This is a genomic window from Kouleothrix sp. (assembly GCF_046328425.1).
GTDB lineage: Bacteria > Chloroflexota > Chloroflexia > Chloroflexales > Roseiflexaceae > Kouleothrix.
Map to the genome: position 1 here is coordinate 61,125 of NZ_JAXLWP010000028.1, position 25,048 is coordinate 86,172.

At 68.4% G+C, this 25,048-nt stretch carries 20 protein-coding genes and 5 pseudogenes; 14 read left to right on the top strand and 11 right to left on the bottom strand.

Going from position 1 to position 25,048, the window contains the following annotated elements; genetic code table 11:
* Positions 1-183 precede the first annotated feature (183 nt).
* Positions 184-1,395: a hypothetical protein gene (locus U0177_RS22895; protein WP_409572996.1), complete on the top strand. Its 1,212-nt coding sequence runs from the start codon at positions 184-186 to the stop codon at positions 1,393-1,395.
* Positions 1,396-1,464: 69 nt separating this feature from the next.
* Here U0177_RS22895 and U0177_RS22900 read toward each other — a convergent pair whose 3' ends face one another.
* The 3 genes from U0177_RS22900 to U0177_RS22910 form a co-directional block, all read right to left on the bottom strand.
* The gene (locus U0177_RS22900; RefSeq protein ID WP_409572997.1) at positions 1,465-2,517 is read right to left on the bottom strand and encodes a transposase; all 1,053 of its coding nucleotides are present in this window, start codon (positions 2,515-2,517) and stop codon (positions 1,465-1,467) included.
* Between the two features lie 131 nt (positions 2,518-2,648).
* Positions 2,649-3,737 carry a zinc-binding dehydrogenase gene (locus U0177_RS22905; protein WP_409572998.1) on the bottom strand — a complete coding sequence of 363 codons (1,089 nt, stop codon included), beginning with the start codon at positions 3,735-3,737 and terminating at the stop codon, positions 2,649-2,651.
* 14 nt (positions 3,738-3,751) lie between these two features.
* Positions 3,752-4,657 carry a proline dehydrogenase family protein gene (locus U0177_RS22910; RefSeq protein ID WP_409572999.1) on the bottom strand — a complete coding sequence of 302 codons (906 nt, stop codon included), beginning with the start codon at positions 4,655-4,657 and terminating at the stop codon, positions 3,752-3,754.
* A gap of 328 nt (positions 4,658-4,985) precedes the next feature.
* Between U0177_RS22910 and U0177_RS22915 the strand changes: the two genes are divergently transcribed.
* Both U0177_RS22915 and U0177_RS22920 read left to right on the top strand, forming a co-directional pair.
* Positions 4,986-6,266, top strand: a complete 1,281-nt coding sequence (locus U0177_RS22915; protein ID WP_409573000.1) for a vWA domain-containing protein — start codon at positions 4,986-4,988, stop codon at positions 6,264-6,266.
* Between the two features lie 53 nt (positions 6,267-6,319).
* Positions 6,320-6,751, top strand: a complete 432-nt coding sequence (locus U0177_RS22920) for a heme-binding domain-containing protein (protein WP_409573001.1) — start codon at positions 6,320-6,322, stop codon at positions 6,749-6,751.
* Here the strand turns inward: U0177_RS22920 and U0177_RS22925 are convergent.
* Positions 6,748-7,701, bottom strand: coding sequence for an alpha/beta hydrolase (locus U0177_RS22925; RefSeq protein ID WP_409573002.1), 954 nt, complete (start codon positions 7,699-7,701; stop codon positions 6,748-6,750). The genes U0177_RS22920 and U0177_RS22925 overlap by 4 nt on opposite strands.
* A 487-nt stretch (positions 7,702-8,188) precedes the next feature.
* A complete protein-coding gene (locus tag U0177_RS22930) occupies positions 8,189-8,983 on the bottom strand; it encodes a hypothetical protein (RefSeq protein ID WP_409573003.1) in 795 nt (264 codons plus the stop codon).
* A gap of 156 nt (positions 8,984-9,139) precedes the next feature.
* On the opposite strand from U0177_RS22930, the gene U0177_RS22935 reads away from it, so the two are divergent.
* Positions 9,140-10,387 carry an MFS transporter gene (locus U0177_RS22935; RefSeq protein WP_409573004.1) on the top strand — a complete coding sequence of 416 codons (1,248 nt, stop codon included), beginning with the start codon at positions 9,140-9,142 and terminating at the stop codon, positions 10,385-10,387.
* Positions 10,388-10,414: 27 nt separating this feature from the next.
* On the opposite strand, the gene U0177_RS22940 is transcribed toward U0177_RS22935, so the two are convergent.
* The 3 genes from U0177_RS22940 to rhaI all read right to left on the bottom strand — a co-directional run bounded on the left by U0177_RS22940 (position 10,415) and on the right by rhaI (position 14,889).
* Positions 10,415-11,794 (bottom strand): hypothetical protein, encoded by a 1,380-nt coding sequence (locus tag U0177_RS22940; RefSeq protein ID WP_409573005.1) that lies wholly within the window; start codon positions 11,792-11,794, stop codon positions 10,415-10,417.
* Positions 11,795-12,067: 273 nt separating this feature from the next.
* Positions 12,068-13,558, bottom strand: a complete 1,491-nt coding sequence (locus U0177_RS22945) for a rhamnulokinase (RefSeq protein ID WP_409573006.1) — start codon at positions 13,556-13,558, stop codon at positions 12,068-12,070.
* Between the two features lie 86 nt (positions 13,559-13,644).
* Positions 13,645-14,889 (bottom strand): L-rhamnose isomerase, encoded by a 1,245-nt coding sequence (rhaI, locus tag U0177_RS22950; protein ID WP_409573007.1) that lies wholly within the window; start codon positions 14,887-14,889, stop codon positions 13,645-13,647.
* Between the two features lie 692 nt (positions 14,890-15,581).
* On the opposite strand from rhaI, the pseudogene U0177_RS22955 reads away from it, so the two are divergent.
* The 6 genes and pseudogenes from U0177_RS22955 to U0177_RS22980 all read left to right on the top strand — a co-directional run.
* Positions 15,582-16,013 (top strand): annotated as a pseudogene (locus tag U0177_RS22955) (serine/threonine-protein kinase); the annotation flags it as partial.
* A 118-nt stretch (positions 16,014-16,131) separates the two neighbouring features.
* Positions 16,132-16,224 (top strand): annotated as a pseudogene (locus tag U0177_RS22960) (protein kinase); the annotation flags it as partial.
* A gap of 329 nt (positions 16,225-16,553) precedes the next feature.
* Positions 16,554-16,691, top strand: a pseudogene (locus U0177_RS22965) (hypothetical protein); the annotation flags it as partial.
* A 40-nt stretch (positions 16,692-16,731) separates the two neighbouring features.
* Positions 16,732-17,022 (top strand): annotated as a pseudogene (locus U0177_RS22970) (hypothetical protein); the annotation flags it as partial.
* Positions 17,023-17,045: 23 nt separating this feature from the next.
* Positions 17,046-17,288: pseudogene (locus tag U0177_RS22975) on the top strand (hypothetical protein); the annotation flags it as partial.
* Positions 17,289-17,391: 103 nt separating this feature from the next.
* Positions 17,392-20,178: a WD40 repeat domain-containing protein gene (locus tag U0177_RS22980; RefSeq protein ID WP_409573020.1), complete on the top strand. Its 2,787-nt coding sequence runs from the start codon at positions 17,392-17,394 to the stop codon at positions 20,176-20,178.
* Between the two features lie 147 nt (positions 20,179-20,325).
* Here the strand turns inward: U0177_RS22980 and U0177_RS22985 are convergent, their stop codons facing one another.
* Positions 20,326-21,300 carry a helix-turn-helix transcriptional regulator gene (locus tag U0177_RS22985; protein ID WP_409573008.1) on the bottom strand — a complete coding sequence of 325 codons (975 nt, stop codon included), beginning with the start codon at positions 21,298-21,300 and terminating at the stop codon, positions 20,326-20,328.
* Between the two features lie 72 nt (positions 21,301-21,372).
* Positions 21,373-21,687, bottom strand: a complete 315-nt coding sequence (locus U0177_RS22990) for a hypothetical protein (RefSeq protein ID WP_409573009.1) — start codon at positions 21,685-21,687, stop codon at positions 21,373-21,375.
* Positions 21,688-21,968: 281 nt separating this feature from the next.
* Here U0177_RS22990 and U0177_RS22995 point away from each other — a divergent pair, with 281 nt between their 5' ends.
* Both U0177_RS22995 and U0177_RS23000 read left to right on the top strand, forming a co-directional pair.
* Positions 21,969-22,331, top strand: a complete 363-nt coding sequence (locus U0177_RS22995) for a hypothetical protein (protein ID WP_409573010.1) — start codon at positions 21,969-21,971, stop codon at positions 22,329-22,331.
* Between the two features lie 393 nt (positions 22,332-22,724).
* Positions 22,725-23,102 carry a DUF983 domain-containing protein gene (locus U0177_RS23000; protein WP_409573011.1) on the top strand — a complete coding sequence of 126 codons (378 nt, stop codon included), beginning with the start codon at positions 22,725-22,727 and terminating at the stop codon, positions 23,100-23,102.
* A gap of 23 nt (positions 23,103-23,125) precedes the next feature.
* On the opposite strand, the gene U0177_RS23005 is transcribed toward U0177_RS23000, so the two are convergent.
* The gene (locus tag U0177_RS23005; RefSeq protein WP_409573012.1) at positions 23,126-23,782 is read right to left on the bottom strand and encodes a lysophospholipid acyltransferase family protein; all 657 of its coding nucleotides are present in this window, start codon (positions 23,780-23,782) and stop codon (positions 23,126-23,128) included.
* A 151-nt stretch (positions 23,783-23,933) separates the two neighbouring features.
* Between U0177_RS23005 and U0177_RS23010 the strand changes: the two genes are divergently transcribed.
* Both U0177_RS23010 and U0177_RS23015 read left to right on the top strand, forming a co-directional pair.
* Positions 23,934-24,425, top strand: coding sequence for a hypothetical protein (locus tag U0177_RS23010; RefSeq protein ID WP_409573013.1), 492 nt, complete (start codon positions 23,934-23,936; stop codon positions 24,423-24,425).
* Positions 24,422-25,024 carry a zinc ribbon domain-containing protein gene (locus tag U0177_RS23015; RefSeq protein WP_409573014.1) on the top strand — a complete coding sequence of 201 codons (603 nt, stop codon included), beginning with the start codon at positions 24,422-24,424 and terminating at the stop codon, positions 25,022-25,024. Before U0177_RS23010 ends, U0177_RS23015 begins: the two co-directional genes overlap by 4 nt.
* The last annotated feature ends 24 nt before the right edge of the window (positions 25,025-25,048 follow it).

Consider the following 25,048-nt stretch of genomic DNA (forward strand, 5'->3'; position numbering starts at 1 on the left):
AAGGAAGTTTTCGGGGGCGGCTTTGCCGCCCCCAAACCCCCACCGCGTAACTCGTGTCATAATAGAGCGCATGGCCTGCGCAGCGGCCGGTTTTCCGCACTACGTACCCACAGTAGCCGAGGATCGGTTGCTTTATGGAAGATGCGCGTAGATTGTCCATCCCGCAGTGTTTAAGGAGGAAGCATGCTTGCCCACCGCCGCCTGTGCCTGTTGATTGCAATGCTTGCCACTGCGGCCACACTGGCCGCGTGTGGTGGCTCACCCGCCGCCGAAGCCCCGACGGCCGCGCCCGAGCCTACCGCCAAGCCAACTTCGACGCCGCGCCCAACCCCCACGCCAAAGCCCACCGCCGCGCCCACTGCCGAGCCTACCGCCGCGCCCACCAGCGACGCGACGCTGAAGCTGAGCGATGTCGAGGTTGGCAAGCTCAAAACCTACTCGCATACCGGGAAACTGTTTACACTCGACGTGCCCGAAAACTGGACGCTGAAGGACACCAGCAAGCCTGGCGAGGCGATCGCCGTCTGGACCGACCCGGCCGAAAATGCGTTTATGCAGGTCGATATCTTCGAGAGCGCGCAGCAGCAGAAGCCCGCCGAGCTGGCTACGCTGCTGAAGAGCTACCTGGAAAAAACATTCGGCAAGCAGCTTGATTTTACACAGGAGGAGGCCAAGGAATCCGGCCCGAGCATGCTGATCGTATGGAGCTACACCGCCGAGGGCAGCAATAATGTCAAGGCCAAGCTGCTCGGCAATAGCTTCATCAAGCAGGTTGGCGATAAAGTCTCGCTGTTTACGCTCGTCGTGCCCGACGAGCAGTTCGACCGGCTGCAAGAGTCGTTGAACCAGATTCTCGCGAGCTACAAGGTCAACGACAAAATCTCGCTGAAAGCCAACGGCAGCAGCGCCACCGACGCGATTAGCATCGGCGACCTGAGCACCTATAGCTATAAAAATGGCCTGTTCTCAATCGACGTGCCGAAGGAGTGGGAGGCGACCGACAACAGCAAGCCCGGCGAGGCGATCGTGCTGTGGGGCGAGCCAAGCGGCCGCGCCACGATCGTCGTCGATATCTTCGAGCAGCCGAAAAAGCAATCGCAGGATGAGCTGACCGCGTTTCTGCGCGATTTCCTGACGAAAACGTTCGGCGCGGAGAGCGAGTTTGCGATCAACGATCCCAAACCGCAATCCGACGGCAGCGTGCTGCTGGTGTGGACGTATACCGACAGCAACCTGAAGATCACCGCGCTGGGCAACAGCTTCATCGAGCAGCGCGGCGATAAGCTCTCGATCCTGTCGACGGTGGTGCCCGACGACCAGTTCGATCAGCTGCTGCCCAAGACGAACGAGATCATTCAGAGCTACAAGATCGACGAGTCGGTCAAGCTGCCATAGCCGGGCGGCTAGGGGAGTTGCGCTGGAATACGGCAGTGCCGGGTGGGGTTGCCCCACCCGGTACTGAATTTACGCGGCGGGGCGCACGCGGCGGGGTGGTGGCGCGTCGCCAGCCTGGCCGGCCTCTGCGCCGAATGTGAGCGTTTTCCACACCAGCGCCAGCAGCTTGCGCGCCAGCGCAACATTGGCGCGCGCCGCGCCAAGGCGTTGTTCGAGCGGGGCGTAGCGCGCATGCCAGGTGGCATCCTGCCGGGCGGCGCGCGCGGCGATGTCGATCATGGTGGTGCGTAGCTCGCGGCGGCCGTCCGCGCCATCGCCGGGAGGCTGTGCGTCGCCGCCTGTGAGCCCAGCATAGCTGGCGAGCTGGGCGGCGCCGGGAAAGCGCTCGATCGCGCCGATCGCGCCCAGCAGCACCAGCGCGCTGAGCCGGTCGATCCCCGGTATCGCCAGCAGCCGGCCGACCGGCTCGTGCCAGCGCTCGCCCTCGCTCAGAGCCAGCAGGCGCTGCTCCAGCTCGCGCAGCAGCGTGGCGGCGCGGTTCAGGGCCGCCAGGCTATCGCGGGCGCGCTGCGCCTCGGCGGGCGGCAGCGGCTGGCGCGCCCACCAGTCGGGCCGGTCGGCGCCGACGCGGCTGCGGCCGGGGGGCGTTGCGCCGCAGCGCCGCAGCAGCTGCTCAAGCGCGGCGGTGGCGGCGGCGTGCTGCGCAATCAGGCGGTGGCGCTGCGCCGCCAGTGCGCGCACCGCGCTGGTATCGGCGTCGGGCGCCCACACGGTTGGCGCCAGGCCGGCGGCGTGCATCCGCGCGAGCTTCAGCGTGTCGCGCGGGTCGTGGCCGGATTGAAACGTAGGAATGAGGTTGCCGATCTGCGGGTGCGCAATCGCCACGCTCGCCACCAGCGGGGCGATCTGGTCGTGGAATGGCCAGGGGCTGGCCGGCGCGCCGATCAGCACCGCGTCGCTCGGGCGCAGGTTCGCGCCGAGCCAGCCAGGCAGATCGGCCAGCGCCACGGCTTGCGGCTGGAGCGCGATGTTACCGGCCGCGTCGACGCCGCCGACCAGCGCGCGCTGCTCGCGGATGTCGAGCGCGACAAAGCGGGCAGGCGATTCCGGCTGTTTGTCCACGCGCGGCCTCCTTCCAGCTCGAACGCCAGTTCATCACAGCGTACTGGTGGGGTATGGAGGAACTATACGCAATCGCGGCGTGGAAATGGTTAAATAGTTGCAAACGCTTGGTCAAGGATGTAAAAACTTGGCTAGGGCACGATCAGCGCTTTCACCACGCGTTGGGCGGCAACATCTTCGAGCGCGGCCTGCGCCTGGCCGAGCCCATAGCGCCCGCTGACAAATTGCGCCCAGGGGAACTGGGAGTGGTAGCGTGCCAGCACCTGCACCGCGCGATACACATGGCCCACGTCGCTGCCCCAGCAGCCGCGCACATCCAGGTGCTTCTGGTTCAAGTCGAGGTGTGGGTTGAACGGCACCACGCCGGCGTTGGTGTACTGGCCCACCACCACGTAGCGCCCGGCGTCGCGCGTGAGGCGCATGCCCTCGGGCACGGCCGCGGCCACGCCGGTGGCCTCGATCGTCACATCCGCGCCGCGCCCGCCGGTCAGCGCGCGCACCTGCTCGCGGCGCGCGGCCTCGTCGGCGGCGCCAATGTCGATCGCCGCATCGGCGCCGAGGCGGCGGGCCATGTCGAGGCGCACCGCCGGCCCGCCGATCACGATCACGCGCCCGGCGCCGCGCAGCTGCGCCAGGATCGCCGCGCTGAGCCCCACCGGGCCGCTGCCCTGCACCAGCACCGTGTCGCCGAACGCGACCTCGGCCAGCGACACCGCGTGCAGCGCGGTTGGCAGGCCGCACCCTGCCGCCAGAAACGTTTCCCACGGCAGCTCGGGCGGCAGCGCCACGATATGCACGCCGGGGCGCAGGTAGATGTACTCGCCCCAGCCGCCCAGCAGCCCTTCCTCGGCCGGGAGCGTGATGCCGTAGACCTTGCGCTGCGGGCAGCGGGTGGTGGCGTGCGCTACGGTGCAGTACCAGCAGCGCCCGCACGAGCCGTAGACGTCGAGAAAGGTCACCACCTGGCCAACCTCGAGCGGCCGGCCGTCGACATCGGCGGCGGCCCCGCCAATCGCCGCCACGCGCCCGACGCTCACATGGCCGGGGATGATCGGGTAGGGCACGCCGGCGAGCTGGCCGTGCCACAGGTGCACGTCGGTGCCGCACACCTCGCTGCCAAGCGTCTGCAGCAGCACCGCGCCGGGCTCGAGCTCGGGCACGCCGAACTCGCGCAGCTCGAGCGGCTGGTTTGGCCCCGGCATTATCACCGCCTTGATCATGGGTTGCTCCTTGGCTAGCGCAGCCCGCCGCGCAGCACGAACAGCAGGTTGGCCGGGCGCTCGGCCATGCGCCGCATCATGTAGGGGTACCACTGCTCGCCGTAGGGCACGTACACGCGCAGCCGGTAGCCCTCGCGCACCAGCTGCTCCTGCAGGTCGCGCCGGATGCCGTAGAGCATCTGGAACTCGAAGCGATCGGGCGCGATGCCCTGCGCCCTGGCGTACTCGCGCGTCGCGGCGATCATGGCTTCGTCGTGGGTGGCGATGCCGGGGTAGTTGCCCTCGCTGAGCAGTAGCTGCATGAGCTTGACATAGTTCTTGTCGGTATCGGCCTTGGCCGCGAAGGCCACGCTGGCGGGCTCGTTGTAGGCGCCCTTGCACAGCCGCACGCGCGCGCCGAGCTTGTTCAGCGCGCGGATGTCGGCCTCGCTGCGGTAGAGGTAGGCCTGGATCACCACGCCGACGTTCTGGTGGCGCGCGTACAGCTGCTCGAACAGGTCGAGCGTGGCCTGGGTGTAGCCCGAGCCCTCCATATCGATGCGGATGAAGTTGCCGAACTGCGCCGCCTGCGCGACGATCCGCTCGACATTGCGGGCGCACAGCTCGCGGTCGACGTCCAGGCCCATCTGGGTGAGCTTCAGCGAGGCGTTGCACTGCGCCCCGGCGCGCTCGATCGCGTGCAGGATCGCGATATACTGCGCGGCCGCCGTGCCGGCCTCGGCGGCATTCCCCACCGACTCGCCCAGGTAGTCGAGCGTGGCGGTCATGCCGGCGGCGTTCAGCTTCTGCACGTTCGCGATCGCCTCGGGCAGTGTGATACCGGCCACGAAGCGGCTTACCAGCGGCTTGGCCAGCGGCCCGCCAAACACGCGCCTGGCGAGCGGCTGCTCGGAGAGAAACAGCAGCGTACCGCGTAACATAGTCTCCTCTTTCATAGCTAGAACTTACGCAGTTGCCTTGTTCGGCTTCCTGAAGCCGTGCATGGTGCCTGCGACAGCACAGTACTGTTTGATCTTGGCTCGCCGCTCTGCGGCCGGGGTGTTGCGCGGCATAGTATAGCACGAAGCGCGCGCCAGGCCCGATCCGGCGCGAAACCCCATGCTGCGCTCGCCGCGCCCATATGCTATACTACGCGGAAGAATGCACGCAATGCAACAAGCGGCGCCGATCGAGCGTCGCAGGTAGCGACGAGCCGCGCGCATGGCCGCGCGCTCGAGCGCTCGTGGTGTGTTGAAAGGAGCCTACACAATGGCCGGTGAGATCAATCTGCGCGCAACGCTGGCGCGGCCTTTTCTGTCGGTCACCGGCACGCCGCAGGTAGCGTATCTGCTGATCGAGACGCTGCCCAGCCAGGTGGTGGCGCAGGTTCGGATGCCCGTCAATGTTAGCTTTGTGCTCGACCGTAGCGGCTCGATGAAGGGCGAGAAGATCGAGCGGGTGCGCCGCGCGACAGCCCGCGCGCTCGAGCTGCTCGGCGCCCAAGATATTGCCTCGGTGGTGATCTTCGACCACCGCACCGAAGTGCTCATCCCCGCCGCGCCGGTGCAGAACCAGCGCGAGGTGCAAGATAAGATCAGCCGCATCCGCGACGCCGGCGGCACCAAGATCGCGCCGGCCGTCGAGAAGGGCCTGCGCGAGATCGAAAAAGGCAGCGCCAATGCGATCCGCCGCCTGGTGCTGCTGACCGACGGCCAGACCGAGAATGAAAAGGAGTGCCTGGGGCGCGCCGACGACGCCGGGCGCATGGGCGTGCCGATCACCGCGCTGGGCGTCGGCAAGGATTGGAACGAGGACCTGCTGATCGACATGGCCAACCGCTCGGGCGGAACCGCCGACTATATCGACCAGCCCGATAAGATCATCGCGTATTTCCAGAATACCGTGCAGCGCGCGCAGGCCACCGCCATTCATAACGCTGCGCTGACGCTGCGGCTGGTGCAGGGCATTACGCCGCGCGCGGTGTGGCAGGTGATCCCGCTGATCAGCAACCTGGGCTACCGGCCGGTCTCCGATCGCGACGTCAGCGTGCCGCTGGGCGAGCTCGAAACCGGCAGCGGGCGCACGCTGCTGATCGAGCTGCTGGTCGACCCGCGCCCGGCCGGGCAGTACCGCATCGGCCAGGTCGAGGTTACCTACGACGTGCCGATGCTCAATTTGCAGGCCGAGCGCTCGCGCGCCGACGTGATGATGACCTTCACCGCCGACGCGAACATGGCCGCGCAGGTGAACGCCCCGGTGATGAATATTGTCGAGAAGATCAGCGCCTTCAAGCTGCAAACTCGCGCGCTGCAAGATCTGCAGTCGGGAGATGTCGGCAGCGCGACGCAGAAGCTGCAGAGCGCGGTGACGCGCCTGCTCAACCAGGGCGAAGTCGACCTTGCGCAGACAATGCAGCAGGAGATCAACAACTTGCAGCAGACTGGGCAGCTCTCGAGCGAGGGCCAGAAGACCATGAAGTTTGGCACGCGCAAGACGGTGCGGCTCAGCGACCTTGATGTGCCCGAGGATCTGCGCAATAAGGCCGGCTAGCCTGGCGCACGCGGCCTTATCGTTGTCCTACGTCGTTCCCAAGAGGTGCCGCTATGATTCACCTCATCCGCCGTGTGTTTGTGGCCGGGTTGGTGCTGCTGGTGCTGATCCAGCTGCTGCCGTTTGGGCGCGGCCGCACCAACCCGCCGGTGCTGGCCGAGCCACCCTGGGACAGCCCGGCCACTCGCGCGCTGGCCAAGCGCGCCTGCTTCGACTGCCATAGCAACGAGACGGTCTGGCCGATCTATGCCTATGTTGCGCCGGTGTCGTGGCTGGTCGAGCGCGATGTGGCTCGCGGCCGCCACAAGCTTAACCTTTCCGAGTGGAATACCGGCGACAGCGAGCAGGAAAGCGACGACATCCCCAAGGTGCTGCGGCGCGGCTCCATGCCGCCGAAAAAGTACCTCCTGCTGCACCCTGGCGCCCAGCTCTCCGACGCCGAAGTCCAGCAGCTGCTGGCTGGCTTGCAGGCCTCGCTGCGCTAGCCGGCCAGGCGCTCGCGGAAGAAATCGACGATTCGATCGGGATGCTCGGCCACATACAGGTAGCCGCCGAAACGCTCGTCGCTGGGGTGAACCACCAGCGGCAGCGCGTTGGGCGTGGCCCAGGCGATCGCCTGCGCATCGGCGAGGCTGCCCCACTGATCGCCGCTACCCTGGATGTAGAGCATGCTGGTGGCGCGCAGGTGCTCGGCCGCGCGCACCAGATCGATCTGCGCGAGCGGCGGGCCGCCGAATGCACGGTACAGCGGCTCGGCCGCGCGCACCAGCGCCGGGCCGGCCGGCCCAAGGAGCTGGCGGGCCAGCCGGGGCGCGAACACCGCCGGCGTTGTCGGCTGCACCGCCACGGCGGCGCGAATGGGCAGGCAGCGCGGGATGCCGTAGATCAGCGTGTTCGCGCCCATCGAGAAGCCGATCGCGCCAATGCGCCTGCCATCGACGTCGGGGCGGCGCCGCAGCTGCGACACAGCCGCCGCGAAATCGCGCGCCTCGTTCACGCCAAATGTCACAGGCCAGGCCGCGTCGCTCTGGCCGTGGTTGCGCAGGTCGAACAGCAGTGTGTGAAAGCCGGCCTGGCTCAGCGCGGCGGCCAGGCCAAGGAAGTCGACGGTGCGATCGGGCAGCAGCGAGCCGCCGGCCCGGTTGCCAAGCCGGTTCCAGGGCCAGCCGTGCACGAACACTATCGCCGGCGCGGGGCGCCTGTCGCCGCCGCTATGGCGAATAAACCAGCCGCGCAGGATCACGTCGTCGGCTGTGCCAAACACCACTTCCTCGGCCGATAGCCCCAGATCGGCCGGGGCGCGCCACAGCGGCTGGCGCTGGCCGGCGATCATCATGCGGGTCAGGTCGGCGGCGGGGTAGCCCACTCGCCCGGCGGCGAGGCCCAGCGCCAGCCCCAGCGCAGTGGCGCTACTGCGGCGGAAGTTGCTCGCCATAGATTGCTCCTGTTGCTCCTGTTGCTCACGCTGATCTGTTGGCCTATCTTACCACTTTTGCGCGCCCGTTCGCATCCGGCTGATCGCTTGCATTCTGGTGGAGTCCGCGGCGGCTTCGCCGACCCCGAATTTCTTTAGGGCTTACGCAGTTGCGCTGTTCGGCTTCCTGAAGCCATGCATGCTGCCTGCGGCAGCAAGGTACTTTTTGATCATCGTGTGTCCAAAATGAAAGTACCGCTCTGCCGAAGGCTGAGCACGCCAACTGCGTACATCCTATCTGCCGAAGGCTGAGCATGCCAACTGCGTACGTCCTATTCTTTTTGTGTTGCACTGCGTCGCTTCGCCACGCAGTGCAACACAATCTATACGTGATCAAGCGAAGAGCGCAGGATAGAGCACGCGCGGCGCGCCGCCCCTGGGCTGGCGCCTAGCAGCTGTGGCCGGTTCGTGTGGGTGCGGGGAGTGCGAGGGAGGCAGGTTTGGGGCGCTACAGGCCGATCGTCTCGATGATGACTTCGCGGTCGGGCAGGCGGAACGTGAGGCGGTAGGTGCCAGGAATGAGGTTGTCGAGCACAAAGTTGCCCAGCTCGTCGACCTCGGCGGCAAGCATGTGGTGCTGCGCGTCGGATAGGTAGGCTGTCGCGGCGGGAGTATTGCCGTCGAGCAGAAACGAGCCGGTGACGACGTGGCGGTCGTCGCGGTTCGCGACCGGGCGCACGCCAATGGTGATGCGCACATTTTCGGCCTGAAAGGCGTACTGGCTGATCGGGGCCGAGCTGCGGGCGGCGCCATAGAAATCGAGCACCGGCGCCGACGCGTGCGTATACTGGCAGGTTGCGAACACCTGGCGCAGCGCCGGGCCAGGGCGATCGGCGTGGGCTTGGTTGCGCAGCGCTGTGGTGGTGAAGGTGTACCACTGGTCGGGCGGCGCGCGCCCGCTGAGCGCACTGCTAGCGAGCTGCTCGAGGAATCGCAGCTCGCGGCGGCAGTGCGGGCAGTCGTCGGTATGGGCGCGCGCGTGGGCGTACTGGGTGGGGTTGAGCGTGCCCTCGTGGAGGGCGACGAGTGTATCGGTGGAGGGGCAGAACATACGGAAGAACTGCTTGCGGAGGATGCCCTGGAGCTCGGCATAGTGGCGGGCACGCGCGGCGCAGTGTTCACAAAGCAGCAAGTGCGATTCAACCTCCGGGCTGGCTTCCCCATCGATCGCGGCTATCAGTGCAAGATCGTCGAGCTCGGGCGGGTAGATGCACCGCGTGGCATCCGAAGGTGGTAGATCCATAAAAAACTCCGCTGGTGTTAGCCGGGCCTCGGTTGTCTACATTACTGAACGGTGCAGCGAGTGAATTTTGCACATACTTTTTATTAACTTTTTTGGGTGATTCTCGCGCATCGGCTATAATTGCCGCTTCTGGCCGCCTATAGCCGAGGTTTGAGCATGTCTGCCGCTTCCATTGGGTATATCGCGCTGCTGCGCGAGAATCGCGCGTTTCGCCGGCTGTGGTACGGCCAGGTTGTCAGCCAGCTGGGCGATTGGTTCGACTCGATCGCGCTGTTCGCGCTGCTGTACAAGCTCACCGGCTCGGGCCAGGCGGTCGGGGCGCTGCTGGTAGCGCAGTTTCTGCCGGCCACGATTGTGGGTATGTGGGCCGGGGTGATCGTCGACCGGCTGCCGCGAAAGCTGGTGCTGATCGCCACAAACCTCGGCTGCGCCGCGCTGGTGCTGCTGTTTTTGCTGGTGCGCAGCCCCGGCCAGGTGTGGCTGATCTACGCCGCGACGATACTGAAGATGTCGTTGGTAGCATTTTTTGATCCGGCGCGCACCGCTGCCATCCCGAATGTGACGCGGCGCGAGGAGCTGATCGCCGCCAATGCGATCAGCGGCGCCACGTGGTCGGCGATGCTGGCGATCGGCGCTGGGCTGGGCGGGATTGTGGCCGGCACGCTGGGCACCGACGCTGCATTTCTGATCGATGCGGCCTCGTTCGTGCTTTCGGCGCTGTGTATCTGGCAGGTGCCTATCCCCGAGCCGCACCTGCACGAGCGCCAGCCCACCAGCCGGCTGCAGGAGTTTCGCGAGGGCTTTGCGTTTGTGTTTCACCGCCGCGATATCGCGGTGTATACGCTCACCAAGACGCTGTGGAGCTTTGGCGGGGGCATTCTGCTGCTGCTTACGGTGTTTGGCCGGCAGGTGTTTCCGCTGGGCGTCGATGGCGCGCTGAGCATCGGGCTGCTGTACGCGGCGCGCGGTGTGGGCGCGGGCATTGGCCCGCTGCTGGCGCGGCGCTGGGGCGGCGATGGCGAGCGCTTTCTGCGCCGCGCGATCGGGCCGGCGTTTTTGTGCACCGCGCTGGGCTACGCCGTGGTAAGCGGCGCGCCCTCGCTGCTGGTGACCTGGCTGGGCGTGATGCTTGCGCATGTCGGCGGCAGCGTGCAGTGGGTGTTCAGCACCGCGCTGCTGCAGATGAACGTGCCGAACCGGCTGCAGGGGCGCGTGTTCGCAGTCGAGGGCGCGCTGCTGACGCTGGCCACCGCGCTATCGAGCTACTCGGCCGGGCTGGCCGCCGACGCGGGCTGGCCGCCGCGCGCGCTGGCGCTGGCGCTGGCCGGCGTGTTTGTGCCGACGGGGCTGCTGCTGCTGGCGCTGCTGTGGAGCGCGCCACGCCCGGCCCGCCCGCGCGCGTGAGGCTGGGGTGGCGCGCTTGATCGGCCGCTATGGCAGCCAGGCAACCGGCGAGGCGAAATCGACGCGCGTGGCGAGCTGCTCGGCAGGGTCGGCGCCGGGCTGCCAGCGCCAGATCTCGCCCGGCTCGCCGGCGTGCCCATACGGCTGGTTCGGGTCGAGCCCAGGACGCCAGCCGGGCGGCAGCAGCACGGCGAGGCTCTGGCCGTCGGGCGCCCAGGCGGCGGCCTGAGCGCGCGGCAGCGCCTCGGCGCGCTGGCCGATCGCGCGGATCGGGCCGTCGGGCAGCGCCAGCTCGCGGCTGCCCGCCAGCCACACCACCGTCGCCGACCAGTCGTCGTAGCCGCCGAAGCCGCGCGCATCGCTGAAGTTGTTGCCAACCACCGCCACCGCCGCGCCGCTGGGCGCGAAGCGCGGCGGCAGCAACCAGCCCGCCCCGCTGGCAAACACCTGGCCCTTGCCCTCGAACGACCCGCCGATCTCGCTCAGGTCGATGTCGACCAGCGCCTGGTAGCCCAGGAAGCGCTGGTAGGCCAGCTGCGTGCCATCGGGCGACCACGCCGGCGCGTACACCAGCAGGCCGCGCTTTGCGGCTGTGCCGGCGGCCTCGGCAAAGCTCCAGCCGTTCTGGCCCTGGCGGTTGATCAGCCGGATGGCGTTGCCGGCATTGGGCGAGCTGGCGTTCTCCTGGCGCGTGGCCGGCGGCGTGGCATAGGCGATGCGCTTGCCGTCGGGCGAGATCGCCGGGTCGCAGCCAGGGCCGAAGCGCTGCAGCGCGCCGCTGGCAAGATCGACCACGCGCACCTCGCTGGCGCCGCACCACGCCGCCCACTCCAGCCAGGTACGCGGGTATGGGTCGGTGCTATCGGCCGACGAAAATGCCAGCGCGGCGCCGTCGGGCGCCCAGCTGAGCGTGGCCTCGACGCGCGTATTGCCGTCGGTGGTGAGCTGGCGCAGGCCGCTGCCGTCGCGCCCCATGATCCACAGGTCGATCTGGCCTTGTGTGTTGAGCACCAGCGCGATCGCTTTGCCGCCGGGCGCGGCGGCGAACTCGGCCACACCTTTGGCCAGCACGCGCTCGCTGCGCGTCGCAAGATTAAGCGTGATCAGCTGGCCGCCGCGCAGAAATAGCAGCTCGGCGGCGGGCGCGGCGGCGCTGGTGGCGGTGGGGGCCTCGGTAGGCGCGGCAGCGCTGGTAGCTGTAGGCGCCGGCGCCTGGGTTGGCGGCGCAGCGGTAGGTGCCGCGGCGGTGGCGGTAGGCGCAGCGGTGGGCGCCGGCGCCTGGGTTGGCGGCGCAGCGGTAGGCGTGGGAACGGCGGGCGCCAGCGTCTGCGGCGGCTGGGTTGCGGTGCCGCAGGCAGCCAGCAGCGCGGCGATCAGGCCGATCGCAAGCGAGCGTCGAAGAGCCATAGCGGCCTCGTAGCTAGGCGCGAGTGAGTGGCTAGTGTGCGGGCTATGATGCGCCTGTATTGTAGCACGGCCGGCAGGCGGCGGGCTGACATCCGCCTGACGATCGGGTGAGTGCTGGGTGCCAGGCGCGCGGGTTTGTTGGCAAGGGAAATCGGGCCCGTGGCGGTGCGAGCGCGGTGGCGCATGCCTCAGGGCGCGCCGGCAGGTGTAGCTGCTGCCTGAGGCATGCGCCACCGGCGCGGCGTGCGCGCAGGCTTGAATGCTCTCAGCGCATTAGCCGGCATCCTGGCCGCCGAGCAGCTGCTGGAAGCGCGCGAAAGCTGCGTCCCATGGCTCGGCCGGGCCAGGCGCGTAGTGCTGCTGCTGGGCCGACGCAGCGATCGCCTGGCGGCCGGCGGCTAGGTCGGGCAGCTCGCCGCACGCGATCGCCTGGATCATCAGGTTGCCCAGCGCGGTGGCCTCGACCGGGCCGGCCACCACTGGGCGCTGGCAGGCGTCGGCGGTGAACTGGCACAGCAGCGCGTTCAGGCTGCCGCCGCCGACGATCCGGATCGTCGCGATCGGCTGGCCGGCCACGCGCTCGAGCGCCTCGATCACCCAGCGGTAGCGCAGCGCCAGGCTCTCGAGGCAGCAGCGCACCACCTCGCCGATGCTCTCGGGCGCGGGCTGGCCGCTGCGCCGGCAGATAGCGCGCACGCGCGCCGGCATATCGCCGGGCGGCAGCAGCTCGGGCGCGTCGGGGTCGATCAGGCTGCGGAACGGCGCGGCGCGCTCGGCCTGGCGCAGCAGCGTATCCCAATCGTAGGTGCGGCCCTCGCGCTGCCACTGGCGCTGGCTTTCTTGCACCAGCCACAGCCCGCCCACATTTTTCAGCAGCCGGATGCTGCCGGCCACGCCGCCCTCGTTGGTGATATTCAGCGCCAGCGCAGCCGCGCTCACAATCGGGGCGCGCGCCTCGATGCCCACCAGGCTCCAGGTGCCGCTGCTGATATAGGCGCTGCGCGCGTCGAGGCCAGGGATGGCGGCCACGGCGCTGGCGGTGTCGTGGGTGCCTGGCGCGATCACCGGCACCGGCCCGCGCAGCCCGGTGTCGGCCAGCACATCGGCGCGCACCTCGCCGAGCAGCGTGCCGGGCGCCACGAGCGGGCCGAGGAAGTGCGCCGGCAGCCCGAGCCGGCCGATCATGTCGGTGGCCCAGCCGCGGGTGTGGCAGTCGAGCAGCTGGGTGGTGCTGGCATTGGTGTACTCGACGGCCTTGGCGCCGGTAAGCCAGTAGTGAAACAGGTCGGGCATCAGCAGCATGGTGTCGGCCGCGTCGAGCTGCGGGTCGCCGGCGAGGCTCATCAGCTGGTAGATCGTATTGATCGGCATCACCTGGATGCCGGTGCGCGCGAACACCTCGGCGCGCGGCACGCGCTCGAACACGCGCTCGATCATGCCGTCGGTGCGCGGGTCGCGGTAGATCACCGGGTTGTCGAGCAGCCGGCCGGCCTTGTCGAGCAGCGCGAAGTCGACTCCCCAGGTATCGACGCCAATGCCGGCGAGCGGCGCGTCGAACTGGCCGGCGTAGCGCGCCAGGCCGGCCTTGATCTCGCCCCAGAGCCGCAGCACGTCCCAGTGCAGGCGGCCGAGCACGCGCACCGGGTCGTTGGCGAAGCGGTGTAGCTCGTGCAGCTCGAAGCGCGCGCCGTCCCAGCGGCCGAGCATCACCCGCCCGCTCGACGCCCCGAGGTCGACGGCGAGGAAGTTTGCGCTTGTGCTCATAGTTTCTCCTGCCGGCCGGTCGGCTCCTGGGATTCCTGCTCCTCCCCCTGCCCTCCACGCCTGCCACGCGCGAGGGGCCGCGTTTCTTACTGAAAGCCGCCGCTGGCGTTAGCGGTGCCGCGCGCCGCGCGAATCTGCTGCTCGTAGCCGCTGGCCTGGTAGGCCGCGATCGGGTCGGCCGGCACGCCCAGCTCGGCGCGCACCTGCGCCAGCAGCGGGCGCACGTCGGTGCGGAACGCGTCGGTGAGCAGCCGGTGAGCCGCCAGCACGTCGCCGCTGGCCTGCGCCTCGGCCAGGCGCGCGCGCGGCACGATCAGCGCCTTGGCGTAGGCCTCCTGGCAGTTCAGCACCGAGTAGATCACCGGCGCGATCTTGCCCTCGATGTTGTGGCACTGGTCGAGCATATAGGCGACATTGCGCGCGGTGGTGTGCGCCGGCTCGTCGGCCGCCAGCTCGGCGCCGGCCAGCTCGTTGTAGATCAGGAACAGCTCGTAGGGGTTGACGCTGCCGACGATCAGGTCGTCGTCGGCGTACTTGCGGTTGTTGAAGTGGAACCCGCCCAGCCGGCCTTCGTCGAGCAGAAACGCGACGATCTGCTCGATGTTGACGCCGGCGGCGTGGTGCCCGAGATCGACCAGCACCTGGGCCTGCGGGCCAAGCTTGAGGCACCATGCGTAGGCCGTGCCCCAGTCGGGCAGGTCGGTGCTGTAGAACGCCGGCTCGAAGAACTTATACTCGATCAGCATGCGCCCGCCGGGCGGCAGGTGGCCGTACACCAGGCGCAGGCTCTCTTCGAAGCGGCGCTTGCGCCCGCGCAGGCTGTCCTGCCCGGCGTAGTTGGTGCCGTCGGCAAACCACAGGCTCAGCGCGTCGCTCTTCACCTTGGCCATGATCTCGCAGCACTCGAGGATATGGTCGAGCGCCTGCTCGCGCACGCCGCCGTCGGGGTTGCCAAGCGACCCGAGCTTGTAGGCGTCGTCCTGAAACACATTCGGGTTGACGGCGCCGATGCGGATGCCCTGGGCCTCGGCGTACTGGCACATGGCCGCGTAGTCGCCATCCTCGGGCTTGTCCCAGGGGATGTGCACCGCCACCGACGGCGCGATGCCGGTGAGCCGGTGCACCACCGCAGCGTCGTCGAGCTTCTGGCGGGTGGTAGTGGCGGCGCCGGGCCAGGCGAATGCTTTGAAGCGCGTGCCGCTGTTGGCGTAGCCCCAGCTGGGTGTTTCGATGCGCTGCTGCTTGAGCGCCACCTTTGTGGCGTCGATGTCGATCGCCTGGGCGGCCAGCTGCTCGGCAAGCAGCTCGTACGCGGCGCGGTGGTTTGTCATCGGGTGCCTCCGTCAGGGTGCGTTCGGGCGGTGTTGCTCGAAAGGCGGTTCGAGGGTTCAAGGTTCCGAGAGGCTGTTTGAAAGGACGAAAGACGGCGCTGTTTTGTCTTCCGTCTTCCGTCCTTCAGATCGCTTCTCAGTGCAGGCTGTCACTCATCCGAACCGGGTTTGACGAAAGACGGCGCTGTTTTGTCTTCCGTCTTTCGTCCTTCAGATCGCTTCTCAGTGCAGGCTGTCACTCATCCGAACCGGGCTTGATGAAAGACGGCGCTGTTTTGTCTTCCGTCTTTCGTCCTTCGTTCTGAAAACTCGGATCAAACCTGCGGGAGCCTGTATCAAGGTTCGCAGGCGCCTGCCGGCTCACACCAACCAGCAGTAGGGCGCGGCCTGCCTGCGTTCGCGCGGGCTGGGTTCAAACCGGGCATGGGACGGCCTGATTATATGCTGGCCGGTGAGTTTGTCAATATTGGGCGCCGCCGCCGCCGGCGCGGGCCGTGGCGCTGGCGCGCATCACTAAAAAGCGAACGAAAACCTTTTTTTTAGCTGCAAAAAAGCGCCCCAGCAACGTTTACTATATATCTACACACACTGCGAATTAAAGAAATCGGTCGAGCGGCCATCCTGGAGTCGTACCAGGCCTTGTTGGAAGGCGCCTGGAGCTACTGCCGCCCTGTGAGCGGCCTGGAGGAGATATGATCGACGAGGGTATTGAGCAGACGATCAAAGGCTACGAGCTGCGCGCGCCGCTCGGCGAAGGCGGCTACGGCCTCGTCTTCCGCGCCTGGCAGCCCCAGGTCGGCCGCGACGTCGCCATCAAGATCATTCTCCCCCAGCACGCCAACCGCCCCGAGTTCATCCGCCGCTTCGAGAGCGAGGCCCAGCTCGTCGCCCGCCTCGAACATCCCTACATCGTCCCGCTCTACGACTACTGGCGCGACCCCTCCGGCGCCTTCCTGGTGATGCGCTTCCTCCGCGGCGGCAGCCTCCACGACGCGCTCCACCAGCAGCCACTGCCTATCGAGCAGCTACTGCAGCTGCTCGACCAGGTCGGCGGGGCGCTCGCCGCCGCCCACCGCCGCGGCGTCATCCACCGCGACCTCAAGCCCGCCAACATCCTCCTCGACGACGACGGCAACGCCTACCTCGCCGACTTCGGCATCGCCAAAGACCTCGGCAAGCAGCTCTCCCCTACCAGACCGACCAGACCAGCGTCGTCGGCGCCCCCGCCTACATCTCCCCGAGCAGGTCCGCGCCGCCGCCATCACCCCCCAGACCGATATCTACAGCTTCGGCGTCATGCTCTACGAGATCCTCACCGGCCAGCTGCCCTTCCAGGCGCCCACCCCCATCGCGCTTATGTTCAAGCACGTCCACGACCCCATGCCCCCGCTCGCCCGCCCCCCCCCCCCCCCGCCCCCGCCGTCACCGCCGTCATCCACACCGCCACCGCCAAGAACCCCGCCGACCGCTACCCCGACGTCCCCACCCTCATCGCCGAGCTCAAGCGCGCCCTCGGCGCCGCCGCCACCACCACCGCCTGGCCTGCCGGCGCCCACGGCGCCACGCCCTCGCCCACACCCCGCCGCACCAGCTACGAGACCGCGCTGCTGCAGATCCCCGCGCCGCTCGTCCCGCCCACGCCGCTCGACAACCCCTACAAGGGCTTGCGCGCCTTCCAGGAGGCCGACGCCGCCGAGTTCTTCGGCCGCGAGACCCTCGTCGAGCGCTTGCTCGAGCGCCTGCGCGAAACCGGCGAGTACGCGCGCTTCCTCGCGGTGGTCGGGCCGTCGGGCTCGGGCAAGTCCTCGGTGGTGCGCGCCGGGCTCGTCCCCGCGCTCAAGCGCGGCGCTGCCGGGCTCGGAGCGCTGGTTCGTGCTGGAGTGCTTCCCCGGCGCGCAGCCGCTGCAGCAGCTGGCGCAGGCGCTGCTGCGCATCGCCGTGAACCCGCCGGGCGACCTGCTGGAGCCGCTGGCGCTGGACGCGCAGGGGCTGCTGCGGGTGGTGGACCAGGTGGTGCCGGGCGGGGACGAGACCGAGGTGGTGCTGGTGCTGGACCAGTTCGAGGAGCTGTTCACGCTGGTGGAGGACGAGGGGTGCGGGCGCACGTGCTGGGGCTGCTGCTGCGGACGGTGAGCGACCCGTACAGCCGGGTGCGGGTGGTGGTGACGCTGCGGGCGGACTTCTACGACCGGCCGCTGCGGTATGCGGGGTTCAGCGGGCTGATGCGGGAGCGGACGGAGGTGGTGGTGCCGCTGGCGGAGGAGGAGCTGCGGGCGGCGATTGTGGGGCCGGCGGAGCGGGTGGGGGTGCGGGTGGAGGGGGAGCTGGTGGAGGCGATCGTGAGCGACGTGGGCGAGCAGCCGGGAGCGCTGCCGCTGCTGCAGTACGCGCTGACGGAGGTGTTTGCGCGGCGGAACGGGCGGACGCTGACGCTGGAGGGGTACGCGGCGAGCGGGGGGTGGTGGGAGCGCTGGGGCGGCGGGCGGAGGAGATCTACGGGGGCTGAGCGCGGCGGGGCAGGAGGCGGCGCGGCAGGTGTTTCTGCGGCTGGTGACGCTGGGGGAGGGAGTGGAGGACACGCGGCGGCGGGTGCGGCGGAGCGAGCTGGCGGGGACGGGGGGAGAGGCGAAGGTGCTGGAGGAGGTGCTGGAGGCGTACAGCGGGTACCGGCTGCTGACGGGGGATCACGACCCGGAGACGCGAGCGCCGACGGTGGAGGTGGCGCACGAGGCGCTGCTGCGGACGTGGGGGCGGCTGCGGGGGTGGCTGGAGGCGAGCCGGGAGGACGTGCGGGTGCAGCGGCGGCTGGGAGCGGCGGCGGGGGAGTGGGCGGGGAGCGGGAAGGAGCGGAGCTTTCTGGCGCGGGGGGCGCGGCTGGAGCAGCTGGCGGGGTGGGCAGCGGAGACGCACCTGGGGTTGAACGAGGAGGAGCGGGAGTACCTGGCGGCGAGCGTGGCGGCGCGGGAGGAGGAGCGGGCGGGAGAGGAGGAGCGAGCGTTGCGGGAGGCGCGGCTGGAGGCGCGGTCGCGGGGGTTCTTGCGGGGGCTGGTGGGGGTGGCGGGGGCGGCGGCGGTGCTGGGGGTGGTGCTGGCGGTGTATGCGTTTGGGCAGCGGGGGCTGGCGGAGGCGAATGCGGCGCGGGCGGACGCGAAGGCGCAGGAGGCGCAGGCGAACGCCGACACGGCTGCCACCGCCCAGGCTATCGCCGAGACCGCCGCCGCGAGCGAGCGTCAGCAAAAGCAGTCGGCCGAGCAGAGCGCGGCCGAGGCACGCAACCTGGCGCTGGCGGCCGAGGCACAGGCCGCACTGAACAAGGGCGATACCGACCTGGCGCTTTCGCTGGCGCTGGCCGCCAACAGCAACGACACGCGGGTGCGCCAGTCCGAGGTGGTGCTCTCCGAGGCGGCCTACGACCGCGGCACGCGCCAGGTGTTCCGGGGGCATAAGGCCGGCGTGCAGGCGGTGGCGCTCAGCCCCGATGAGCGTACGTTTCTCTCGGGCAGCGACGACAAAACCCTGATCTTGTGGGATCGCGCAACCGGCAAGCCGATCCGCACGTTCAGCGGCCACACCGGCAAGCTGCTGAGCGTGGCCTTCAGCCCCGACGGCAAGCTGGCGCTGTCGTCGGCCGACGACAAGCGCGTGATCCTCTGGGACGTGGCGACGGGCGCGGCGCTGCGTGATCTGGCTGGCCACCAGGATCTCGTCAACGAAGGGGCGTTTAGCCCCGATGGCAAAACCGCTGCGACTGCCTCGAAGGATACCACGCTGATGCTGTGGGACGTTGCTACCGGCCAGCCGATCAGAACCTTCAGCGGCCATACTCAGTCGGTGCAGAGCGTCGCGTTTAGCTCCGACGGCTCGCAGCTGCTCTCGGCTTCGCTCGACACCAGCGTGCGGCTGTGGGATACGAATACCGCCGCGCTGATCCGCGAGTTCGATGGGCACAGGCGCAGCGTGTGGGACGCAAATTTCAGCCCCGACGGCAAAAAGATTGTGTCGGGCTCGGAAGATCGCTCGATCATTCTGTGGGACAAAGACAGCGGCAAGATACTGTTCCAGCTCAGGGGCCATACCAACGACGTCTGGAAGACCAAGTTCGCCAGCGATGGCCGCACGGTCATTTCGGCCTCGCGCGATACCCGGCTAGGCCTGTGGAACGCCGACACCGGCGACCTGGTCGGCTTTCTCAGCGGCCACGGCAGCTCCGTGCGCGATGTGACCGCCACCGCCGACGGGAAACAGCTGCTCTCGGCGTCGATCGATAGCAGCGTGCGCCTGTGGGATCTGGCGACCGGCGCCGAGGTTGGCCGCTTCAATGGCCATAGCGACGGCATCAACCGGCTGGTGATCGGCCGCGATGGCAAAACCGCGATCACCGCCTCGACAGATGGCCGCCTCATGCTGTGGAAGGTCGACACCGGCGAGATAATACGCACATTTACCGGCCACAACGGCGCGGTGTTCGGCGCCGATGTCAGCCCCGACGGCACGCTGCTGGTCTCGGGTGGGCAGGATAAGACGGCGATACTCTGGAATGTGGCCGATGGCACGGTGCGCCATGTCTTTAACGGCCATACCGACGGCATAAGCTCGGTTGCGTTCAGCCCCGACGGCAAGACTGTGCTGACGAGCAGCGTCGATAAAACCATCCGGCAGTGGGATGTGGAGACCGGAAAGCAGGTGCGAGAATTCGACGGCCACAAAGATCAGGTGTTCCACGTGGTGTTCAGCCCCGACGGCAAGACGTTTCTCTCGGCCTCGGGCGATAAGCAGGTGATCCTGTGGGATATCGCCAGCGGCAAGCAGCTGAGCACCTTCAGCGGCCATACCGCCGTGGTGCGCCAGGTGGTATTCAGCGCCGATGGCACCACGGCGCTCTCGAGCGGCGACGACAAGCTGGTGCTGCTATGGGATGTCGCAAGCGGCAAAATCCTGAAGCGCATGCTCGGCCATACCGCTGCGGTGCGCGCCGTGGCGTTCAGCCCCGACGGTAAAACCGCAATCTCTGGCTCGAGCGATACCGACGTGATCTTGTGGGATCTGGAGACCGGCAGCGCCATCCGGCGCTTCTCCGGGCACTCGGGGGTCGTGCGCACGGTGGCGTGGTCGCCCGACGGCCGCACCGCGTACTCGGGTGCGACGGATGCGAGCGTGCGATTCTGGCGCATCGATAGCTTCGCCGAGCTGCTGAGCTGGGCCAAGGCGAACCGCTACCACCCCGACCTGACGTGCGACCAAGCCGCGTACTACCGGCTGAATATCGCGGGCTGCGGGTCGGCGCAGTAGGCGGCTGCCTCACTTTCTTTGTGCGATGCCCTGCCTGGCAAATCCAGGCAGGGCGTGAGGACTGGGGGCGGCTTCGCCGCCCCCAGACTTCTTTGTGTGTGGCACTGCGTGATGCGGGCTGCCTCACGGTACGAGCCGGATGCAATTTTACTCTGGCGATGAGAGCGCGGCGTACTGCTCGATCATGCGGCGAGCGTGCGCGGCGACCTCGTCGCGCAGCGCTGGCGGCGCCAATACCTCCACGTCGCCGCCCCAGCTGAGCACCCACGAGCGCACCTCGCGGATGCCGCCGACGCGCATGCGCAGGTCGCAGCCGCCGTCGAGCGTATCGTGCAATTCCTGGCTGTGATGCCAGACACTCTCGCGCACGCGCGGCGCCACCGCCGGCGAGAAGCGCAGCCGCACCTCGACCTCGACCTCGTCCATCACGCCCCAGGCTGCGGCAAGGTGCGCGTAGGGGTCGAAGTCGTCGGGGATCGCGTAGCTGCTCTCGAGCAGGCTGGCCTCGGCCACGCGCTCGAGCTTAAAGGTGCGCAGCGCCGCGCGCAGGTCGTCGTAGGCGATCACATACGAGGCTGGCTCGCTACGCGAGACTTCGAGAAAATACGGGCAGATCACCCGCTCGGTCAGCTCGCCGCTGGCGGCGCGGTAGCGAATCGCAACCTTGCGCCGGTCGGCCCAGGCGCGGGTGATTGTGTCGAGCACGCGCACGTAGTCGGCGCGCAGCGGGCGGGCGCGGATGATTTCGGCCACGCGGGCCATGTGGCTGGAGATCGTGGTGTCGGGCAGGCCGGCCGCCAGCTTGTTCAGCGCCGAGACGACATTTGGGTTGTGCTCGTCGCTGTGGTGGGCCAGCAGGCGCGCCGCGAAGAACAGCGCCACCGCCTCGTTGAGGTTCAGGCGAATAGTCGAGAGGTACGACTCGCGGTCGATGCCGTAGCGGCCCTCGGCCTCCCAGATCGGCGCGCCCATCTCTTCAAGCGCCTGCAGGTCGCGGTAGATCGTGCGCCGGTCGACGCCGCAGTACTCGGCAAGATCGGCCACGCGCATGCCGCGCGGCGCGTTGTAGAGGCGATGCTCGAGCCGTTGCAGGCGCGCGGCTTTGCTCTGGATGCGATCCACGGATCCGTTTGGATGTTGGATGTACGACGTTGGATGAGACCAGCACGCGTAAACCCAAAATCCAGCAGTCGGCTAAACAATGCCCGAGAACTTCAGCGCGATCATGGCCACGAAGAGCAGGATCGACCAGATCGCGATCCAGCGCAGGTCGCGGCGGGCCGCGCCGTAATCGGCGGTGTAGTCGACGGGCTCGGGCGCGACGCGCGAGATCACGCGGCGTGCGTTGCGGGCCGGCCGCGCGGCCGGGGGTACCGGCGGCGCCGGCAGCTCGGGCGCGTCGAGCGACGTGGTGGTGCCGGTATACTCGGGCGCCTCGGCGCTCACGGCGGGGCGCGGCTGCTGGCGAGCGCCCTGGCGCCGGCGCTGTGAGCGGGTGTGCGGTGGCATTGGTCTGTCCTCCGATGTGCTTGCGAATATGCTGGCTGGCCCGGCGCGCGGGCGGCCACTAGCCACCCATTATACCATAAGCGCCCGGCCCGGCGCGGAACCGCCCGCAGGTTGCCCGGGGTGGCCCTGAGGCATGAGCCACCCAGGCTGCGGCCGGCCACGCGGCTATTTCAATATCATCAAACCGATCGGCTTTTGGTTACGAACCGAGTACGCCCAACGGCATGGCCGCCTGCTATAATCAGCTCAACTCTAGCCACTACACCCCAGGAGAAGCGCGCATGGCATCATTTGATCGTTTCCGCCCGAGAAGGCGCAAGGGCGACTTCGACCCGTTTGCGTCGATCGAGGAGCTGCCGGGCTATGTGCGGATCGAGCCGCGCTACCGCGCGGGCAGCCTCGCCGCGCTGCTCGATAGGCTGTCGCTGTCGTTGCAGAACGAGATCGTACTGCAGCACAAGCTCGATCTGGCGCGCGCCGAGCTGATCGAGGCCCAGTGGGATCTGCACGAGGCGGTGATCAGCATCAAGCGCGCGGTGGTCGAGCAGTATGGCATCGACTCGCCCGAGGCTGCGGCGCTGGGTATCGAGCCCGGCTGGGACAGCGAGCTGGAGGAAGACGACGACAACCAGCCCGAGGCATAGGCGCGCGGCGGGCAGCTGCTGCTGGCTTTGGCTGAAGACATAGACCCTGGCGGGTTCGGGGGCGGCGGGCACCACAGCGAGGGTGCCAGGCCGCCCCCGACTTTCTTTAATTCGCTTATGGTGGGGGTTTGGGGGCGGCGAAGCCGCCCCCAAAGTTCTTGTGTTGCACGACGTGGCCGCCACGTCGTGCAAAATCGATACGTGATCAAGCGAACAGCGTATAATACCAATTCGCTTGATGACTTACACTTTGGTGGGGGTTTGGGGGCGGCTTCGCCGCCCGTCTTTTCTTGTGCGGCGCGCGGCAAAGCCGGGCGCCGCCAAAAAACACAAGTAATCAAACGGAGTTGGTATAATACGCGCGGGACAGAACGGAGCGAGAAAGCGAACACAATGATCCGAGTGCTGCGCGCGCTGTTCGATGGGCTGATCGGGCGCTGCCCGCGCTGCCATGCCGGCCGCATGTTCGAGCGCGGCTTCCGCATGCGGCGCGCCTGCCCGCGCTGCGGGCTGGAGTTCGAGCGATCGGTGGGCGAGATCACCGGCGGGATGGGCATCAACACCGTCGCCACGCTGCTGCTGATCACCGTTGCGTCGCTGGTGTTCGGCCGCGACCCTAGCATCCCGCTGGCGCCGCTATTGCTGGCCCTGGCAGCCTTCGCGATCGTCTTCCCGATCGCATTCTACCGCTCGTCGCGCGGGCTGTGGGCCAGCTTTCTCTTCCTCACCGGCGACAACGCCGAGCCCGACCAGGCTGGCCGAATGAGGTGACGCAGCGGAGAGTGCGCCGCGCTTCACCTGCGCAGCCGCGCCACCGCGTCGCGCACGTGCCCGGCCAGCACCTTCCAGTTGGCTTTGTTGGCCAGCCAGGCGCGCTCGCTTTTCAGCGGCTCGCCGAAGCGCACATGCACCTTCACCGGGCGGGGGATGGGCAGGCCGTTCTTCGGCAGCACGCGCGCGGTGCCGCCGAGCCACACCGGAATGATCGGCACATCGGGGAACTCGGCCGCGATCCGCCCGACGCCACTGCGAAACGGCCCGAGGTCGCCATTGCGGCTGCGCGTGCCCTCGGGGTAGAGCAGCACGCCGTAGCCCTCGCGCAGCGCGCGCACCACGTGGCGCAGCGGGTCGCTCGAGGGCGTGACCTTGCGCGGCACCGGGATGGTGTTGAACAGCACTCGCGAGATAAACTGGCGGAAGCCGTTGTCGAAGAAGTAATCTTGCGCGGCCGCGGCCACCACCCGCGCCCGCAGCGCGCGCGGCAGCGCCGCGAAGATCACCGCAGTGTCGGCGTGGCTGGCGTGGTTGGCCGCGAGCACAAATGCGCCGCTGGACGGCAGGTGCTCGATCCCATCAACTTCAAGCCGGCAGTAGAACCGTACAAACGCCAGAAATAATCGTGAAGGCAGGCCGATGCGCGCGATCGGATGGCGGCTGGTATACAGGCCCATGCTTGCTCCCACTGGTCGAACTGCGTCGTGTTCGAGTGCAGCATTATAGCATCTCGCGGCACTCGGCAGTGCCAATTCGAGCGTGCTATAATGGGCGCCAGCCACACAGGCGCCCCGGCGTGCGATGCTGGCCGGCGCAGGAGGTTCAGGCATGGAGCCACGCAGCTTTGAAGACCCGAGCGCCGAGCTTGAGCGGCTGGCCGAGGAGCAGATCAACGATCTCGACAGCACCGGCGACGAGCGCACCCGCCGCGGCCGCACCCGCCGCGAGCGCGTGCTGGCCCTGTACGGCCAGGGCGCGCTCCGCTCGGCGCAGGACAACTACCACGCCGCGCTGGTGATGCTCTACGGCGACGATGTTGCGCATTTCGAACTGGCTAAAACGTTCGCGCAGCGCGCTGGCGCGCTTGGCGAGCCCCGCGCCTGGTCGGTGATCGCCGCCTCGTGGGATCGCTCGCTGCTCGGCCGTGGCCAGCCGCAGCGCTTCGGTACTCAGTTTATTCGCGAGCACGGCCGCTGGTCGCTCGGCCAGGTCGATCCGCGGGTTACCGACGCGCAGCGCGCGCTGTATGGCGTGCCGCCGCTCTGGGTTCAGCAGCAGAATGCCGACCAGCTGCAGCGGCGCGAAGAGGAAGGCTCATGAGTGTTTGTTCACGGTGCGATGCACCTATTCCGGCCGGCGGCAGCTTTTGCATCGAGTGCGGCGCGCCCGCGCCCGTGGCCACCGGCCCCACCGAGCGCCTGGCCGAGCCGGCCGCCGGCCCGGTGTGCGCCAACTGCGGCACCCGCAACCCGGCCGGCGCCGATTTCTGCGTGAGCTGCGGCCGCCCGCTGGCCCCGCGCCCACTGGCTAGCCCGCCCCCCGCCGTGCCCCCGCCGCTCGCGCCCGAGCCGCTTGCCACGGCGCCGGCCGCCAGCCCCGCCGCCGCGCCTGCCCGCACGCGCGCCTTTGTCAACTGGGATGGCCTGACCGGCGGCGTCTGGCTGATCGGCCTGGCGGTGCTGTTTATGACTGGCTGGTGGTGGCCGGGCATCCTGGTGCTGGTGGGCCTATCGGCGCTGTTTAGCGGCCTGGCGCACGCCAACAGCAGCGCCGAGCGCCTGGGCGCCATCCAGGGCGCCGCCTGGATGCTCGGGCTCGCGGTGATCGCCGCCTTCGGCTGGTGGTGGCCGGGCATCCTGGTGCTGGTGGGCATCAGCGCTATGCTTGGCGCGGTTACGTTTCAAGAGCGCCGCGGCTAGCGTGTGCGCTGCCGTGCGAGCCGT